Here is an 18292-nt window from a genome sequence, read left to right on the forward strand (position 1 = left end):
GCCTTTATCATAATTAAACAAAATATCATGCGTATTAGAGTCAAGAATTACGTCAAAGCGGCTACCTTTTCTAGTAAACCTTGAAACAATCTCAACCCATCATCACCACCCAGCATAGGGTCAGATGCCCTTTCTGGGTGTGGCATCATCCCAACAACATTACCCTGACGGTTGCTAATGCCAGCAATATTATTTAGCGAACCGTTGGGGTTTTCGCCTGCATAACGTAAAACTACCTGTCCGTTCCCTTCAATCTCCGCTAAAGTTCTTTGATCAGCGTAAAATCGTCCTTCACCGTGGGCAATGGGTAAAGTAATCATTTCCCCTCTAGTGTAAGACTGCATCCAAGGGCTACTTTGATTTTCCACTGTCAAAGGGACGCGATCGCAAATAAAATGCAAATCTCGATTTCTGGTAAGTATTCCTGGTAAAAGTCCAGCTTCAGTCAACACCTGAAAACCATTACAAATTCCCAAGACTAACTTACCCTTTTGGGCATGGGCGACTACTTGCTGCATTACAGGTGAAAATCGAGCGATAGCACCACAGCGTAAATAATCCCCGTAGCTAAACCCTCCAGGGATCACAATAGCATCCAAATCATCAATATCCGTATCTTGATGCCAAACCATGCGCGTTGGCTGTCCTAGCAAGTCTCTAGTGACATAAGCAACATCGCGATCGCAATTAGAACCAGGAAAAACTACAACACCAAATTTCATATTAGTCATTAGTCATTAGTCATTAGTCATTAGGGAACAAGGAACAGTTTTTCTCATCTCCCTTGTCTCCCTTGTCTCCCTTGTCTCTCTTGTCCCCAATCCCCAGTCCCCAATCCCCAATTCCCTAAAAAACTCCCGTTTGCGTTTCTACTTCAATGAGTTCAAAACGATAATTTTCAATGACAGGATTTGCTAACATTTGATCACAGATGCGATCCATGTCTTGACGCGCCTTGCTTTCCTCGGTGGAAGTAATTGTTAATTCAATATACTTCCCAATCCTGACGTTTTCTACGTGATCGTATCCCATTTGCTGGAGACCAGATTGGACAGCTACGCCAGCCGGATCTAAGACTGAAGGACGAAGAGTGACAAAAATTTTGGCTAGATACTTGGTTTGCACGGGCTTTTGCTGAATGCTGCGATCGCTATACTATAACTTTCTGTTCCAACTAGGTAAGAATAAGATTTTGACACTCCCCTGCCTAAAGCAAGTTTCGCTTTTGCTCACTTACTTAAAAAGGCAGTGGATTCTTGGTTCAACGAGTCCACTTAACTTAGACTCCTTGCGGTATCTAAGCCAGAGGTGGTTCTCTCCCCAAGCTTTAACTTTTGGTCTGCCCGACCATAGTTGCATAGTCTGCAATATTTGTTTGAATTTTAATGCTGTTCGTCTAGTACCTGCGAATCTTTTACCTACTTCCAGGTGATACTAGAACTACGAAGTAGAACCCCCTAGATTCAGTTGTCAAGGTGCAGCGTCTACGTGTTAAGTAGCAATAGGGTTTTTTAAGTGGTTATTTACCCTTCCACATCTCACATTCTACCAAAAGCTGTCCTACAACGACGGGATTTTCAACCCAATTTTTCGATAAAGCCGTTAAAGTTGATTTATTAATTGACCAGTCAACAAGCTTCCTAATATTCCAAAAAGTCTATGAGAGCCATACGCACCCGCAGCCAAGAAAAAATTTTAACCCTACTGCAAAGCATGAAACAAGGGATTTCCGCCCAAGATATTTATGTGGAACTACGCAATCGTAATCAGAGTATGGGTTTGGCTACAGTTTATCGCTCTCTAGAAGCCTTAAAACTTGAAGGACTGGTGCAAGTACGGACTTTAGCTAATGGGGAAGCTTTGTATAGTTTAGTACAACAAGACAAACACCACTTAACTTGCTTGCAATGTGGTGCGTCGATTCCTATCCATCAATGCCCTGTACATGATTTAGAAGATCAGCTACAAGTAACCCATAAGTTTAAAATTTTCTACCACACTCTAGAGTTTTTCGGGTTATGTACTAAATGTCAGATGAATCATGGTCAATAGTTAATAGTGAAATCAGTAAAAAGTCAATTCCGAATTTAATTTTAAAGGCGCGATAAATCGTGCCTTTTATATAGTAATCCTTAATCATTCGTGAGAAACTAGATCCTCGACATCTCCAAAAATTCGGGATCTTAAAACCTCAAATTCTCGTCAGATAGAACTGCTATAGTTAATTTGAGAAATGATTGATGAAATTGATTGATAACTAAAATAATTCACAGCCATACTCAAAAGTCTTCTCTCTTCCTAGTCCCCAGTCCCTAGTCCCCAATCCCCAGTCCCCACCGAAACAATTGCATACTTAAAACCATAAGCGGTAAACTAAAGCCAATTTAGTAAAAAGTCAATAAGTAATTATTTTCGTTACATTGGGATCACAACCAAAGCGTGAGGATTGATACGAGATGCGTGTTCTACTGGTATATCCAATATTTCCCAAGACCTTTTGGTCATATGAGAAAATCCTAGCTTTAGTCGATCGCAAAGTGCTATTACCACCACTAGGTTTAGTCACAGTAGCGGCGATCTTACCTCAAGAATGGGAATTTAAGCTGGTGGATCGCAACATTCGCCCAGCTACCGAGGAAGAATGGGCTTGGGCGGATATCGTGATTTTCTCCGCGATGATTGTTCAAAAACAAGACTTATTAGAGCAAATTCAAGAAGCCAAACAGCGCGGTAAGTTGGTAGCGGTGGGAGGCCCTTATCCCACATCTACACCCCATGAAGTGCAGAATGTGGGTGCAGACTTCCTCATCTTAGATGAAGGGGAAATCACCTTACCCATGTTTGTAGAAGCAATTCAACGGGGCGAAACCAGGGGAACATTCCGCACCGCCGAGAAACCCGACGTAACCACCACACCCATACCCCGCTTTGACTTACTAGAATTTGATGCTTATGACATGATGTCTGTGCAGTTTTCTCGCGGTTGTCCCTTCCAGTGTGAATTCTGCGACATTATTGTGCTGTATGGACGCAAACCCCGCACCAAAACCCCATCCCAACTATTAGCCGAGTTAGATTACCTCTATGAACTAGGTTGGCGGCGTGGCGTGTTTATGGTAGACGATAACTTTATCGGTAACAAACGCAACGTTAAATTGTTGCTGAAAGAGTTGAAAGTCTGGATGCAAGAACATCAATACCCATTCAAATTTGATACTGAGGCTTCCGTAGATTTAGCACAAGACCAAGAACTACTAGATTTAATGGTAGAGTCTGGTTTCTCCGCCGTCTTCTTAGGAATTGAAACCCCAGATGAAGATAGCTTGCAACTCACCAAGAAATTCCAAAACACTCGGAATTCCTTAACTGACGCAGTGCAAACTATTATTAAAGCCGGATTGCGTCCGATGGCTGGGTTTATTATTGGGTTTGACGGCGAAAAAGCTGGTGCAGGCGATCGCATCGTCAGATTTGCCGAACAAGCCGGGATTCCCTCTACTACCTTCGCCATGTTACAAGCACTACCCAACACAGCATTGTGGCATCGCCTGAAAAAAGAAGGCCGATTACGGGAAAATCAAGAAAGTAACATCAACCAAACCACGTTGATGAACTTTATTCCCACCCGTCCCTTAGAGGATATTGCCAGAGAATATATTGAAGCGTTTTGTGCTTTATATGACCCAGTAAAATATTTAGACCGCACCTATCGTTGTTTTATGATGTTAGGCGCGCCCCGTTACAAAACCCCATTCAAAATGCCAGAGTGGGTAGTAGTCAAAGCCTTACTCATCGTCATTTGGCGACAAGGCATTAAACGAGAAACTCGCTGGAAATTCTGGCATCATTTATTTAGCATCCTCAAAAATAACCCAGGAGTTGCCGAACACTACATTTCTGCTTGCGCCCACAACGAACATTTTCTAGAATATCGTCAAATCGTGCGCGACCAAATCGAAAAACAACTATCAGAGTATTTAGCCCAAGGTGCAGAAAAACCCTATGTACCCGTAGAAGAGAAAGCAGAAGCTATGGTTTAAATTGGGAATGGGGCATTGGGAATAGGGCATTGGGAATGGGGCATAGGGCATTGGAGTAAAATTTGCCTTCCTTGTCTCCCTTCCAGTTCCCAATCCCCAGTCCCCAGTCCCCATTCCCCATTCCCCATACCGATGCAGATTACCCAAAGTCTCCACACAGCCATTCTTGTAACCGACTTAGAACAGGCGGAAAATTTTTACGGACAGGTTCTAGGTTTATCGAAAATCAACCGTACTCTAAAATATCCTGGTGCGTGGTATCAAGTGGGTGACTATCAAATCCACCTGATAGTTGCGCCGGATGTACCCACGGAAAAGCCCAACGAAAAATGGGGACGTAACCCCCATGTTGCGTTCTCTGTTGCAGACTTGGAAGCAGCCAAACAAGAATTACTCAATCAAAATTATCCCATCCAAGCCAGTGCCTCCGGTCGCGCTGCTATCTTTGTTAAAGATCCCGATGGGAATGTCATTGAAATTAGCCAAGGGTGAGGGGACTGAAGAAACAAGAGGCAAGGGGGCAGGGGGCAGGGAGAAATGGGGAAATTTTTCTCCCCCTTGCCCCCTGCACCCTGCACCAATTCCTCTTCTATGCCCAATGCCCAAAACCATCGCCTACATTTACACTGATCCTTTATTAGAAACTACTCCGGTGTCAATTGATTGGGGGCGGGAGGTGGATGTGGTGTATGGGGATTTGGGGGGGCGATCGCAGTTGCAACAATTACTCAAGGACTGCGAAACTACATCTGGGGATTGTTTGCTGGTGCGTCGCTTGGAAGAGTTGGGGGATAATGTTCAGGAAGTGAGCGATCGCCTCAATCATCTCACATCTTGTGGTGTGACTGTTATCGCTATAGAACAAGCTTATAACTCGGAAAATTCTCATTTACGGGCAGATTTACTTAAGTTACTCTATGAAATTCAACGTCAGCAACGCAGCCGACGCATCCGTCAAGGACACGCGCGCAACCGTCTAGAAGCTGCCCCACCTCCTGGTAAACCTCCCTACGGTTATCGTCGAGGTAAGGGAAAATATACTCTAGACCGCAGTACATCACCAGTAGTTAAGGATTTCTTTGACCATTTTTTACTCTACGGTTCTCTTCGGGGCGCGGTGCGTCACCTGGGAAAAAAGTATGGTAAAAAAATTTCTGTGACTACGGGTAAGCGGTGGTTGACTAATCCGGTTTATCGGGGCGATACTGCCTACCAAAATGGGGAAATTATCTCGGATACCCACGTTTCTATCATTTCCAGAGAAGAAGCCGCCCAAATTGACCGAATTTTACGCCGTAATAGCCGTTTATCACCTCGTGCTGCGAGTGCGCCCCGTTCTTTGGCTGGGTTAGTTGTCTGTCAACAGTGTCAATCATCGATGACAATAACCCGTGTCACCCAACGCCATCAAGATAAAGAATATCTCTATTTACGCCCGATTAATTGTCCCCAGCGTCCCAAATGTCGGGCTATTGCTTACCAAGAGATTTTAGAACGTACCATTGAAAAAGTTTGCTGTGATTTAGTTCCAGCCGTAGCGGGGTTGAATTCGCCACAATTGGATGTAATTAAAAGTAGTTTAAAAGAAGCGATCGCTCGTCAGCAATCCATCCTCGAACAGTTACCCAATTTAGTAGAAACTGGTGTCTTAGATGCAGAAACAGGTAAATTAAGGGCTTATAAACTCCGCACCGAAATATCTCAACTCCAAGCCCAGTTAGCTACTCTCCCACCAGTTAATTTATTATCCGTTGCTCAAGCGGTGTCAATTCCGCAATTTTGGTTAGATTTATCAGAAGCAGAACGCCGATTTTACTTCCGTGAATTTATCAAACAAATTGAAATTGTGCGTCAAGACTCTGATTGGGAATTACAAGTTATTTTCATTTTTTAAGATGATTTTCTCTGATTTAACGCATCGCAATTAATAAACAGATAAATAGCAAAACCAGTAATATTAATATAGCCTGATAACGTTGTATCCAATTACTAATAGTCGTCTGCAAACTAATAGGTTTATTCTGTTGTTCTAACAGGGCTTGTCTTTCAGCAATATTTTCATACAAAGTACAGTCTTGAGCATAGGGACGTTGTGGAAAGTTACAGGTATCATCATCATGATAAGTACAACTATCACACAGATATTCATTTTTCTTAGCACGGTGTAAAGTCACCCCAGGATGACCATAGGCTTTGAGTGTAGTACGACAATAGGGACAAGTTATAGCCTGACTATCAACAAGTTGCTGACATTTGGGACAAGATATAGTAGCCACGATTTAAGCTCATATCAATAAACATTCCGATTTTAACTGAGTCGGGCATGGGGCATTGGGCATGGGGCATTGGGCATTGGGAATGGGGCATGGGGAATGGGGAATTGGAGTAAAATATCTTCCTTATCCCCCTTGTCTCTCCTAAACCCCTAAACCCCTAAACCCCTAAACCCCTAAACCCCTAAACCCCTACACCCCTACACCCCCACACCCCTATTCTTCACCCCCTATTTTGGGAACAATTAACTTACTGGGTGCGAGGATATGGAAGTGTCGGAAGAACGCGCGTATTGGTTAGCGTGGGCGCAAATGTCTGGAATTGGGCCAGTATTAATGCAGCGACTACAGCAGCATTTTGGCACATTGGCTACAGCTTGGCACGCTACTAAAGCTCAATTGGCAGAAGTGGAAGGGTTTGGTACTCAAACTTTAACAAAAGTTGTGGAACAGCGATCGCGTCTCCATCCTCAACAACTATTAATTCAGCACCAACAAGAAAATCCTCATTTTTGGACACCCTCTGACGCTGAATATCCCCAATTACTACGAGAAACCCCCAGCCCACCGGCAATTTTGTACTATCGGGGTGTGGTGGAATTATCGGAAAATCTCGGACAAACACCCCTAGTAGGAATTGTAGGAACCAGAAAACCTTCAGATTATGGCATTCGCTGGACTCGTCAAATTAGCACAGCCTTGGCGAAAAACGGTTTTACAGTTGTGTCTGGAATGGCGGAAGGAATTGACACAGAAAGTCACAGTGCAGCTATCAAAGCAGGTGGAAGAACCATAGCTGTGGTTGGAACTGGTGTTGATGTCGTCTATCCTCACACAAACCGCGATTTATACAAACAGATTTTAACTGCTGGCTTAGTTGTCAGTGAATACCCTGCCAAAACTCCACCAGATCGCACTCATTTTCCCCGGCGTAATCGCATTATTGCAGGTTTAAGTCGCGCCATTTTAGTTATAGAAGCACCCTTAAAATCCGGTGCGCTAATTACAGCCACCTACGCCAATGATTTTGGTAGAGATGTCTATGCGCTTCCCGGAAGAGTAGATGATTACCCATCTCAAGGTTGTTTAAAATTAATCAGTCAGGGTGCTTCGTTAATTCTCAAAGAGTTAGATGAATTACTCAAAATGTTGGGCGCAATCCCCAAAATTGACCCTCTAGAAACCACCCCAGCACCAGCACAATTAAATCTGCCAATTCTCACACCAGAACTACAAACTGTTATGAATGCTTTTGCGTTAGATAGTATTTCTTTTGATTCACTTGTGCATAAAACAGGAATGAATACCAGCGCAGTTTCTAGTGCTTTATTGCAGTTAGAATTAATGGGTTTAATTTCACAATTACCAGGAATGAGGTATCAAGTCAATAGTCAATAGTCAATAGTCAGCACTCATTACTCATTAAGTAGAACGGTGTAGATAATTCAAGGTTTGTAATGAGGACTTTAGTCCTCTAATAAGGACTGAAGTCCTTACTACGAACTAGATTCCAATTTTTTTACATGACTTCACATAGTTTGGTTTTTTCAAGTCGTTCTACTTACTCATTACTCATTACTCAATTTCCTCTACTGCTAGGTTTTCTAACTGCTTAAATAAATCTGCTAGTACAACATTAGAAAATAAAAATCCTTGGGGATCAGATAAACGCAGTCTTTCTTTAGATATTTCTACTAAACCTTGTTCAATATGGGGTTTAAGACATTGGTGAATCACTTCTATGGGCTGTTGACCAAATTTTTGGGTGATTGTCTTTAAACTCACTCCTTCAGCTAAACGTAAACCTAACATTAAAGTTTCTAATAATATTTCTTGGGGTGGTGTAACTTCACAATCAATTGCACATCCTGTTTCTACCCATTGATAATATTCTTTAGTAGTCCGAGGACGAGTGAAGCGTTTCCCTTCTATATAACTCGCCGCACCCATCCCAAAGCCATAATAGGGTCGATTTTCCCAATACACCCGATTATGTTGACATTGATGTCCTCTTTGTGCATAGTTGGAGATTTCATAATGTTCATAACCCGCAGATGTTAAGATTTGCTGCGCTAGCTGATACATTTTGACGGTAGTTTCATCTGTGGGTAGGGGTTTATCTCCTGGTTGATAGTAACGACCAAAGGGCGTTCCAGGTTCAATGGTGAGATCATATATTGATATATGAGTCGGTGCGATTCCTACTGCTTTGGTGAGAGAATCTTGCCATTGGTCTAAAGACTGATGCGGCAAGCCGGAAATCAAGTCTATGCTAAATTCGGGAATCTGAACTTGGTAAATTAATTCTACAGCCGCAAAAATATCTTCTACCGAGTGCGATCGCCCAGCGACTTTGAGTAATTCTGCTTGCAATGCTTGTACACCCAAACTTACCCGATTTACACCCACATCACGGTAGCCTGTAATATGCGCTAAATCAAATGTTCCTGGGTCTACCTCCATCGAAATTTCCGCATTAGCAGCAATACCAAACTGCTTTTCTAATATCTTTAAGATTTGTGCTAACTGTTCTGTAGACAGCAGCGAAGGAGTCCCACCACCAAAGAAAATGGTTGTTAGTGGTTGACTCAACACTGGTGCTGTAGCGATTTCTTGACACAGTATGTCAACGTATCGAGAGATACCACTAGAATTTTCTCCCCGCAAGCGATCGCCTACCACAAACACCGGAAAATCACAATAAAAGCACCGCCGCCTGCAAAACGGAATATGTATATAAGCAGAACTCACAATGCAAGATTCACTGATTTGTGGCATTTTTGTGCAGAAAAATTAACTTAACTTCCAGAAAATTAGAAATAATGAAAATAAGTAGTTTCTTTACAACTTTTTATTTTTTTTTGACAAAACTATGAAAAATATTAAGAGAAAGGTCTTTAGTTATAATATTTGCAGACATTCCCTGCATTACATCCTAATCTAATTAAATACTGCTTACTCTCAATGAGTAAATCACTTTATTTGACTTGATTGGGTAAAACAGTCGCAGGAATACATCATAACCATGCTTGATGCCATTATCATTCTCTCATTCATCTTGGCAGCAGCAGGCATCGGGTTCTACAGCACTGATCTACTCCCCAACGGGACTTTAGATCGCGTTACGAATCTCGAAGCCTTACGCCTTACTGTTGCAGTGTTCGCCGCTATCATTGGCGGTGCTATCGGGTTGAGTTTTCAAACGACCTACCGTCGTCTCGAAGCCCAAGTCCGAGAAATGCCTCTGGAAGTAATTCTAACGCGTGCCATTGGTTTAGTGATTGGGTTATTGTTAGCAAACTTAATGCTAGCCCCATTATTTTTATTACCGATTCCGGCAGACTTTAGTTTTATTAAACCACTGGTGGCAGTGGTTGGTAGTATTATCCTCTCCGTCACCGGCATGAATTTAGCCGATACTCACGGACGGGGTTTATTACGATTTATTAATCCTAACACCGTGGAAACAATGGTAGTGGAAGGGACACTCAAACCCGCCAGCACCAAAGTTTTAGACACGAGTTGTATTATCGATGGTCGGATTGAAACACTACTAGAAACCGGATTTCTAGAAGGACAAATCATCGTTCCTCAGTTTGTCTTACAGGAGTTGCAGCAAGTTGCTGACGCGAGTAAAGACCAAAAACGGGTGCGGGGAAGACGCGGACTAGAAATTTTAAACCGTATTAAGGAAGCATATCCAGATCGAATTATTATCAATCAATCTGATTATGACGATATTCCTACGGTAGATGCCAAATTAGTGCGTTTCGCCCAAGAAATCAACGGTACACTCCTCACCAACGACTACAACTTATCAAAAGTAGCCAGTGTGCAGAAAGTACCTGTATTGAACGTTAACGACCTCGTGAACGCAGTTCGCCCTACATATTTACCAGGGGATAACCTTGATTTGAAAATTCTCAAAGAAGGAAAAGAACCCAGCCAAGGAATTGGTTACTTAGACGACGGCACAATGGTTGTTGTTGAGGAAGGTAGAAATTATGTAGGTGGTGAAGTGCGGGTAGTAGTTACCAGCGCACTACAAACCACAGCCGGACGGATGATTTTTGCCAAACCCCAAGCGTCAGCAATAGCGTGAGGGCAATGTCTGGTAGAAATAGAGTTAAATTATGCAATCGGTGTAGGAATACTCAACCTGCACCGATTTTGTATAGAGTGAAATTTGAATTAGGTGGAGATTGGGTTTTCGTCTGTCCTCAGTGTTGGACGGATGTCAGCGAAAATAACCCATTTTATGTTTACGGTGGAACTTGGAAAGCGAAGAAGCAGAAGTAATGAGCAATGAGTAACGACTATTGACCATTGACTATTGACTATTGACTATTGCTCAATATGCCAACCAAAATTTCTATTAACTCTGGTAATTCTTCAGGGACTCGATATAACTTCAAATCTTCAGTTATATGTTTTTCTTGACGATGATATGTAGTAAACCGCCAATCTTCACCAGTGGTTACTGCTCCATAAAGAAGAGATTTATCTGAGTTAATCCATTGGTCAAGGGCTATTAATTCTACTGCTAATTGTGTAAATCCCCTGCTTAAATCTGCTTGTTTTGCTTCAATCACTAACAAACCGTTACCTTTATCAATGTAGTAATCTAAGTTCCCTTTTAGTTGATCACTAACATTAATTGCATACTCAATATTCAACTGTGTTTGAGCTATTTCACACACTTCTAGTAGAATAGGGGCAATTATTGCTTGCTTGCGTGCATCTTCGCTGAGTAACTTGACTCGTCGCAGATTACGTTCAATTATTTGCTGCAATTGGTGAGTTTTATTATCTACAGCTTCTGAAGAAGGTAATTGCAAGCGTTCACGCTCATAAGTACAACCCAGTTCCGCCAGTATATCTTCTGGAGAAAATGGTAAGTCAAAATATTTACTAAAAGTATAGCTTTGTCCTGGTTGAATGATGCGTGGGCGACTCATAATTTTTAATTCAGATACCATCTGAGTTTCAAGTTGGCTTCTGTTGCTTAATTTTGGAGAATTGGCATAACACACCGATAAAGATGTTGCGTTACGGCTAGTTCTCACCCTCTTAAGTTCCCAAATTCTTGCATAGCCGTAACACAACGGCAATAAAGCGGGAGGAACATCCACGCCGCTTTTTGTCTCCCCTACTTAAGATTTATTTTATAAAGGGTAGGTTGAAAACCCCGGAGTAACAGCAACGTAGTTGCGTATTACGTGCTTCAGACCGGGGATGAAAACAACTTAAAAGGCTTTAGCCTTCAGTGACGTTTGGTTTTTTAGGTTCTGGCAAAGAATCTATCCACTCATCAACAAGACTACTGATAGTTTTATCTAACTGAGCAGCTAATAACGTTAGTTTATGATACCTGCGGTCAGTTAGCCTCACGTTTAATCTTTTCGTCTGCATTTGTCCCCCATTGGCTACCTGTTCATGATATCATAACTAAAGACGAAGCAATTAAAGGGGGTGATTAAGTAGTGCTGGTGTTAGAGTACAAAATCAAAGGTACAAAGTCGCAGTATCAATCTATAGACGAAGCTATTAGAACTACGCAGTTCATTAGAAATAAAGCTATTCGTTACTGGATGGATGCACCAAAAGAAGCGCTCATGAATAAAGTCGCTCTTAATAACTACTCAACAGCACTACGCAAAGAGTTTAAATTTGTAGAAGAACTTAACTCAATGGCTTGTCAATCTGCAACCGAAAGAGCATGGTCAGCTATTGATAGATTTTACGGTAATTGCAAATCTAAAGTTCAAGGCAAGAAAGGATATCCGCGTTTTCAGAGAGACAATCGTTCTGTTGAATATAAGACTTCTGGATGGTCACTACATCCCACTAAACGACGTATTACCTTCACTGATAAAAAAGGCATAGGTGAAGTTAAGTTACTCGGTAAGTGGGATATTCACACTTACCCAGTTAAGTCAATTAAGCGGGTTCGGTTAGTCAGAAAAGCAGATGGGTACTATTGTCAGTTTGCAATTAAAACTGAACCATTGAGTGAATCCAGAATTGCTGATGGTGAGATTGGTTTAGATGTTGGTTTGGAATATTTCTACTCTGATTCCGATGGATATCATGAACCCAATCCCAGGTTCTTAAGGAAAGCAGAAACATCAATTAAACACGCTCAACGTCAGATTTACAAAAAGGAGAAAGGTAAAAACAAACGACGAAAAGCTAGGCAGAAATATGCTCGGAAGCACTTAAAAGTAAGTAGACAACGGAGTGAACACGCTAAGAGAATAGCTCGTAACGTATGCAAGGTTAACGCCTTAGTCGTCTACGAAGATTTAAGGGTGAAGAACATGGTGAAAAATCACTGTCTTGCTAAATCAATTAATGATGTTAGCTGGGGCTTGTTCCGTCGTTGGTTAGAATATTTTGCAATCAAGTTTCAGACAAAACTTGTTGCTGTCAATCCTAGAATGATACCATTTCACGAAAAATCTGATACAGATGTAAACCCTAAAATCCTTGCTACATCTAAGTTTTTTAATTGCGAATTGCGAATTGCGAATTGCGAATTGTGAATTGGTATGACATCTCAAAAATGTAGTGATTGTGGTGCAATAGTCAAAAAATCTCTTTCAACTCGTACCCATAAATGTAGTTGTGGATGTGAGCTACAAAGAGATGTGAATGCTGCAAAAAATATTCTGAATCGCGGCATCGCTAGGGATGGGCAGTCCCAAAGTAACGCTACTGGACTAGCAACCTCTACTCTACTTGGGGAAACCCTGGTTGAGCAAGTAGCTAGGGTGAAGGTAGAATCCCCTCGGCTTTAGCCAGGGGAGTGTCAAAAACATCCTTTAGACTTTTGAATTGGTATGACCCCTGCATAAAACAGCATAGCCAAACCTATTGGACATTAACAGCTTGAAAAATCACACAAAACAAGCTGGTTAAAAACTTTGTCAACCAATGAGGTTTTCAAATTTATGAATATCAAAACTATGCTGTCGGCTCGGTTTTTGTTAATGCTGAGTCTTACGGTTCCTACTATGATGTTGTCTACAATAGCTGGAGCCAAAGCCCAACAAGCTGAACCAGGCCAAGTGCAAGTCCGACAAAAACAGCCTTTTATTCAAGATACTTTCCGCCGCGATACTTTATTAGATTTGCATAAATCGCCCGTGTTTAGTAACGATGGTGGTACAGGTAAGGAAGCATCCGATAAAGGTAAAGATGCCTCTGATAAAGGTTCTGATAACAAAGAAGCCTGTGATAATCCCTGTGGTAGTCATTTAAATTCTAGAGACCCAGTGATTTTACCAGCAGATAGATTACTTCTGCCTGCTCAATTACAGAATATTCGTTCTAAGTCCTTACTTAAAGGCAGCAACCCGATTTTCTGAATTAGGGGTGTAGGGGTGTAAGGGTGTAGGGGTGTAAGGGAAAATTCTACCCAGTTACCAATGCCCCATACCCAATGCCCCATACCCCATGCCCATCTCATGAATAATTCAAGACTATGGATTTAATCATTGTAGGCGATCGCAGCGATCGCTTTTCTACGGAAGTTCTCGATTTAGTGCAGCAAGCTGGTTACACTGCTGATATTTTCGATGTCTGTGATGCGGCGCGGTTGTTTTCTATCGGTATGGAAGATGGGCAGGTTTTTGTTACTCCTGATATCCCAATTTTACTGAGAATTCAACCACCTTCTACTATTAGAAGCAGTTTCGATGATTCATTTATTTATGGTGAATGTCTCTCCACTTTATGGGCTGCTGCCACACTCAATAAATCACCTGTAATTAATCGTCCCACACCCCATAGTATTTGGGGCAAAACTTCTTATTCTTCTGTATTAACGGCTGTACGTGCAGGCTATCCAGAAAACGATATTGAAATATTTTCTTCGCAAATTTTACCGCCGCACACACCCCAAGTTAACAAACAATGGTACGTTCAAGATTTAGTTACCTATAACACCACAGCTTACCCCAATATTCCCCAAGGAGCAGGGCCTTATCGGGGACGCTGGGCAGATATTGACCCTGGTTATGAAATTGTAGTGGTTTTGGAAGATCAAGCTTGGCGTTCTACTAACGTTCCCCTAGAACATTTAGCACTTGAACAACAAAGTATTAACTTAATTAGAAATTTAGATTTAACGTTTGCTGCTATTACTTGGAGCATTTCCGAAAATTTAGAAACTGCAACTATTGCGCGTATTGATTCTTTCCCCTTAATGGAACAAATTCAATTTGTTTGGCCTGTTTTTGCTCCTGCACTTTTAGAGGTTTTATTCCCATGATTTACGCCATTGGTATTGACTCAGACCGCACTTTTCGCCATTTCATCCGTCAAACTCATCAGCGTGGAATTGAGGTACGAGCCATTAATCTCCGCGAAGTGATTCTTTCTGGAGACTGGCGGTTAACGCTTCCTGATGATGGTATGAGTTGGGTGAGTGTAGGGGATAAGAAATTGCCTCTAGACCCCAATGGTGCTTATTACTGCCGAATTATCGACCTTTCTAGTGTGCAGTCAGACATGGCGATGGCGATGCGTTGGCGGAGTTTATTAGCTGCGCTTTGTGTGTGGCTAGAACATATCCCTGGTGTTGTGATTAACCGTCCTGGTGGCCGTACTGATAATTCTTCTAAACCATTACATGAATATTCTTTGCAGTCTTGGGGTTTTAATGTTCCTCCTAGTTTGACTAGTTCTGATCCCGAACTGTTAGCGGCTTTTGCGAGTTTTGGTAAAACTATTGTAAAACCTGCGTCGGGTATTCGTGCTGATAGTCGCCTAGTGACACCAGAAGAGTTTTTTGATTTTCATCCATCCCAAGGGCCAGTACATCTGCAAAGATATGTTGCTGGTGCAGATGTCCGCGCTCATGTCGTTGGGGATCAGGTTCACGCGGAAATTATTAATTGTCCCCAGATAGATTATCGCCGTTCTTATCAAGAAGCTCAATATTCTCCTTGGGAATTACCAGATGCTTTAAATAAACAAATTATTCAAGCTACGGCTGCTTTTGGTTTACAGTTTGCTGGTTGGGATTTTAAGGTGACAGAAGATGAGCAATACTGGTGTTTAGAAGCTAATCCCATGCCGGGTTACGATGGTTATGATATTAGAGCCGATGGCAAAATTACTGAATCACTTTTAGCATTACTAACTCAACAAAATACTGTTAAGCAATTTCCAAATGACACTCTGATTACAGATGAAATATTGGCAGAAATTCAATGCAGTGAAATTTATGAGACTATTCAAAGCTTAAAAGCACATTGGATTACTAGAGGACAAGAACCCGCTAGCTTTTTCACATTGGGAACAGCATCCTATTTAGATTTTCTCAACCTACCTGACTTTGCAGGTGATTATTACAATAGAGCCAAACAATATAATCTACTGTTACAAAAACATTTTAGTTGGCTTTATGAATTAGTTAAACAATCTCTAGAGACACAACTACAAGCACCAGTTAATTATCATCCTGATTTTGCTCTCCCAGGATTTCATATTTGGGAAACACCCGCAATTTTTACCAAATCAACAGCATCCGTACATTTTGATTTACAATATCAAAATCTTCATTGGCAAGATAAAGAAAATATAGATTTTCAACGCACTATTTCTTTTACTCTGCCCATCAAACTACCGCATTTAGGTGGGGGTTTGAATGTTTGGGATTTAACTTATGACGAATATATTAATGGTCGTGACCCTAATTATTTAGGTGATGTGGAAGTGATGAAACGTTTTAGAAATAAAACTGTTCATCCTTACAATATAGGTAAGATTGTAATACATGGTGGACATTCACTGCATCAAATTGCTGCGATCGCTCAAGTTGATCCTGGTGATGAGCGCATTACTCTACAAGGTCATGGCATATATGACAATGGACAATGGCTACTCTATTGGTAATCAATTAGGAACTTCCAATTTAGGGGACTTCCAATTAAAAAAATAACCAATCGCTTGCAGGCAGGGGGGCAGGGAGCAGGGGGAGTAAAGAAAAATCTCATTAAATGAATTGGGTAATTTATTCCCTGGAATTCCCTGACTAATTAGTATCACAGCTTTTGTTTGGAGAAACTACCCAAAAGCTGGTAGCGTCTAACAAAGAACAATATTGTTTGGACGTGACAGCTTGAAAACTCGCTCTAATTACTGGCAACTGCTACCTTATATTAGACCACAGTGGCAGAATATTATTAAGGGATTAGTCGGCATTGTAGGATATGTGCTGGCAACTTTGACGTTAATTAATTTTGCAGGCAAGTTAGCCGATCCTTTTGGTCAAGGTAATGTGATAGCGATCGCTCAATTAGCAGCCATACTAGGTTTAGTGTTCTTAGTTAGGGGTGTTTTTCAATCTGTACAAGACATTTATATGTCAAAAGCCGCCTTAAGAGTGGCTTTTCATCTCCGCAAGCAGACATACGCCCATTTACAAACATTAGATTTAAGTTACTTTGAAACTGCCAAAGCTGGTGATTTATCTTACCGCCTCACCGAAGATATTGACCGCATCGGGGAAGTTGTTAATAAACTGTTTCACGATTTTTTACCCTGTGTGTTGCAGTTGATTGCCATTCCTATCTATATGATTTACTTGAATTGGCAACTCACCTTAGCTACAGTCATCATTGCACCATTGATGGGGATTTTAATTGGTTGGTTTGGGGAACGCTTACGTAAATATTCCCTGAAAAGCCAAAATCGTGTCTCTGATTTATCTGCGATTCTCACGGAGGTTTTTAGTGGAATTCGCCTAGTAAGGGCGTTTGCGGCGGAGAAATATGAAATTACTAGATTTAGTCGGGAAGCAGAACGCAGTTTTCAAGCTAAATACTCAGCCGAACGCTTAAAGGCTGTGCAGATACCGATTATCGGGTTTTTAGAAGCCTTGAGTGCCTTATCCTTAATTTTGGTGGGAACGTGGCAAATTCAACAACGGAATTTAACAGTAGCAGAGTTTTTTAGTTACCTAGCCGCAGCCGGTTTATTAATTGATCCCATCGGTCATGTTACCAACAACTACAACGAATTTAAGCAAGGTGAAGCTTCTGTAGACCGAATTTTTGAATTGATGGCGATACAGCCAACGGTGACAGAAAAACCCAAGGCAATAAATTTACCACCAGTCCAAGGGAAGGTGGAATACCGCCATATTACTTTCGCCTATAAACCAGGAGAACCCGTTTTAAGAGATATTAGTTTATTCGCGATGCCAGGGGAAGCGATCGCCCTTGTGGGTGCGTCTGGTGCAGGTAAAACCACCTTCGTTAATCTCCTACCGCGTTTTTATGACCCCACAACAGGCGAAATTCTGATTGATGGTACAGACATTCGAGATGTTTCCTTAGAGAGTTTACGCCGACAAATTGGCATAGTTCCCCAAGAAACCATCATGTTTTCGGGGACTGTAACCCAAAATATCGCCTTTGGGCAAGATATTTATGATTTAGATGCGGTAAAAGCCGCAGCGAAAATTGCTAACGCCCATCAATTTATTACCCAACTACCAGAAGGTTATGAAACCTGGGTAGGTGAGAGGGGTGTTAATTTATCTGGTGGACAAAGACAAAGAATTGCCATAGCTCGTGCTGTATTATTGAACCCAAAGATTTTGATTTTAGATGAAGCGACATCTGCTTTAGATTCGGAGTCTGAAGCCTTAGTACAAGAAGCCTTAGAAAGACTCATGCAGCAGCGTACAGTATTTATTATTGCTCACCGTTTAAGTACAGTGAGAAAATGCGATCGCATCCTAGTTTTAGAACGTGGGCAAATCGTAGAATCAGGCACACACGAAGAACTATTAGCCCTTGAGCGTCGCTATGCTAAGTTTTATACACAGCAGTTTAGTCAGTAGGGACTGGGGACTGGGGATTGGGGACTGGGAAGATGGGGAAGTGTGGGGAGTGTGGGGAGAGAGGGGGGAAAGATTTCTTCCCTATCCTCCCACACCTCCCACCCCTCCCACACTTCCTGCTT

17 protein-coding genes and 1 pseudogene are annotated in these 18292 nt (G+C 41.7%); 12 read left to right on the plus strand and 6 right to left on the minus strand.

What is annotated here, in order from left to right:
* Window positions 1–47 precede the first annotated feature (47 nt).
* Window positions 48–722: a phosphoribosylformylglycinamidine synthase subunit PurQ gene (gene purQ / locus CLI64_RS13910; protein ID WP_103137780.1), complete on the minus strand. Its 675-nt coding sequence runs from the start codon at window positions 720–722 to the stop codon at window positions 48–50.
* A 124-nt stretch (window positions 723–846) separates the two neighbouring features.
* Window positions 847–1125, minus strand: a complete 279-nt coding sequence (gene purS, locus CLI64_RS13915) for a phosphoribosylformylglycinamidine synthase subunit PurS (RefSeq protein WP_103137781.1) — start codon at window positions 1123–1125, stop codon at window positions 847–849.
* Between the two features lie 534 nt (window positions 1126–1659).
* On the opposite strand from purS, the gene CLI64_RS13920 reads away from it, so the two are divergent.
* The 4 genes from CLI64_RS13920 to CLI64_RS13935 all read left to right on the plus strand — a co-directional run bounded on the left by CLI64_RS13920 (window position 1660) and on the right by CLI64_RS13935 (window position 5934).
* The gene (locus CLI64_RS13920; protein WP_103137782.1) at window positions 1660–2052 is read left to right on the plus strand and encodes a Fur family transcriptional regulator; all 393 of its coding nucleotides are present in this window, start codon (window positions 1660–1662) and stop codon (window positions 2050–2052) included.
* Between the two features lie 404 nt (window positions 2053–2456).
* Window positions 2457–4040 (plus strand): B12-binding domain-containing radical SAM protein, encoded by a 1584-nt coding sequence (locus tag CLI64_RS13925; RefSeq protein ID WP_103137783.1) that lies wholly within the window; start codon window positions 2457–2459, stop codon window positions 4038–4040.
* A gap of 132 nt (window positions 4041–4172) precedes the next feature.
* On the plus strand, window positions 4173–4532 hold the full coding sequence (locus tag CLI64_RS13930; protein WP_103137784.1) for a VOC family protein: 360 nt from the start codon (window positions 4173–4175) through the stop codon (window positions 4530–4532).
* A 106-nt stretch (window positions 4533–4638) separates the two neighbouring features.
* On the plus strand, window positions 4639–5934 hold the full coding sequence (locus CLI64_RS13935) for a recombinase family protein (RefSeq protein ID WP_103140718.1): 1296 nt from the start codon (window positions 4639–4641) through the stop codon (window positions 5932–5934).
* 16 nt (window positions 5935–5950) lie between these two features.
* Here CLI64_RS13935 and CLI64_RS13940 read toward each other — a convergent pair whose 3' ends face one another.
* Window positions 5951–6316 carry a zinc ribbon domain-containing protein gene (locus tag CLI64_RS13940; protein WP_103137785.1) on the minus strand — a complete coding sequence of 122 codons (366 nt, stop codon included), beginning with the start codon at window positions 6314–6316 and terminating at the stop codon, window positions 5951–5953.
* Window positions 6317–6586: 270 nt separating this feature from the next.
* Between CLI64_RS13940 and dprA the strand changes: the two genes are divergently transcribed.
* Window positions 6587–7711 carry a DNA-processing protein DprA gene (gene dprA, locus CLI64_RS13945; RefSeq protein WP_103140719.1) on the plus strand — a complete coding sequence of 375 codons (1125 nt, stop codon included), beginning with the start codon at window positions 6587–6589 and terminating at the stop codon, window positions 7709–7711.
* Window positions 7712–7888: 177 nt separating this feature from the next.
* Here dprA and hemW read toward each other — a convergent pair whose 3' ends face one another.
* Window positions 7889–9091, minus strand: a complete 1203-nt coding sequence (hemW, locus tag CLI64_RS13950) for a radical SAM family heme chaperone HemW (protein WP_103137786.1) — start codon at window positions 9089–9091, stop codon at window positions 7889–7891.
* A 247-nt stretch (window positions 9092–9338) separates the two neighbouring features.
* Between hemW and CLI64_RS13955 the strand changes: the two genes are divergently transcribed.
* Window positions 9339–10415: a PIN/TRAM domain-containing protein gene (locus CLI64_RS13955; protein WP_103137787.1), complete on the plus strand. Its 1077-nt coding sequence runs from the start codon at window positions 9339–9341 to the stop codon at window positions 10413–10415.
* A gap of 235 nt (window positions 10416–10650) precedes the next feature.
* On the opposite strand, the gene CLI64_RS13965 is transcribed toward CLI64_RS13955, so the two are convergent.
* Entirely contained in the window at window positions 10651–11445 is a 795-nt protein-coding gene (locus tag CLI64_RS13965; protein WP_308418390.1) for a hypothetical protein, read from the minus strand.
* 124 nt (window positions 11446–11569) lie between these two features.
* Window positions 11570–11725: a hypothetical protein gene (locus CLI64_RS31235; RefSeq protein ID WP_192881716.1), complete on the minus strand. Its 156-nt coding sequence runs from the start codon at window positions 11723–11725 to the stop codon at window positions 11570–11572.
* Between the two features lie 71 nt (window positions 11726–11796).
* Between CLI64_RS31235 and CLI64_RS13970 the strand changes: the two genes are divergently transcribed.
* The 6 genes and pseudogenes from CLI64_RS13970 to CLI64_RS13990 all read left to right on the plus strand — a co-directional run bounded on the left by CLI64_RS13970 (window position 11797) and on the right by CLI64_RS13990 (window position 18170).
* On the plus strand, window positions 11797–12858 hold the full coding sequence (locus CLI64_RS13970; RefSeq protein WP_374703966.1) for an RNA-guided endonuclease InsQ/TnpB family protein: 1062 nt from the start codon (window positions 11797–11799) through the stop codon (window positions 12856–12858).
* 6 nt (window positions 12859–12864) lie between these two features.
* Window positions 12865–13113 (plus strand): annotated as a pseudogene (locus CLI64_RS32180) (zinc ribbon domain-containing protein); the annotation flags it as partial.
* Between the two features lie 153 nt (window positions 13114–13266).
* A complete protein-coding gene (locus tag CLI64_RS13975; protein WP_157943273.1) occupies window positions 13267–13683 on the plus strand; it encodes a hypothetical protein in 417 nt (138 codons plus the stop codon).
* Between the two features lie 116 nt (window positions 13684–13799).
* A complete protein-coding gene (locus tag CLI64_RS13980) occupies window positions 13800–14588 on the plus strand; it encodes a hypothetical protein (RefSeq protein WP_103137789.1) in 789 nt (262 codons plus the stop codon).
* On the plus strand, window positions 14585–16216 hold the full coding sequence (locus tag CLI64_RS13985; RefSeq protein WP_103137790.1) for a RimK family alpha-L-glutamate ligase: 1632 nt from the start codon (window positions 14585–14587) through the stop codon (window positions 16214–16216). Before CLI64_RS13980 ends, CLI64_RS13985 begins: the two co-directional genes overlap by 4 nt.
* Before the next feature lie 226 nt (window positions 16217–16442).
* Window positions 16443–18170 carry an ABC transporter ATP-binding protein gene (locus tag CLI64_RS13990; protein WP_103140722.1) on the plus strand — a complete coding sequence of 576 codons (1728 nt, stop codon included), beginning with the start codon at window positions 16443–16445 and terminating at the stop codon, window positions 18168–18170.
* Window positions 18171–18292: the final 122 nt, after the last annotated feature.

This window comes from Nostoc sp. CENA543 (assembly GCF_002896875.1).
GTDB lineage: Bacteria > Cyanobacteriota > Cyanobacteriia > Cyanobacteriales > Nostocaceae > Trichormus.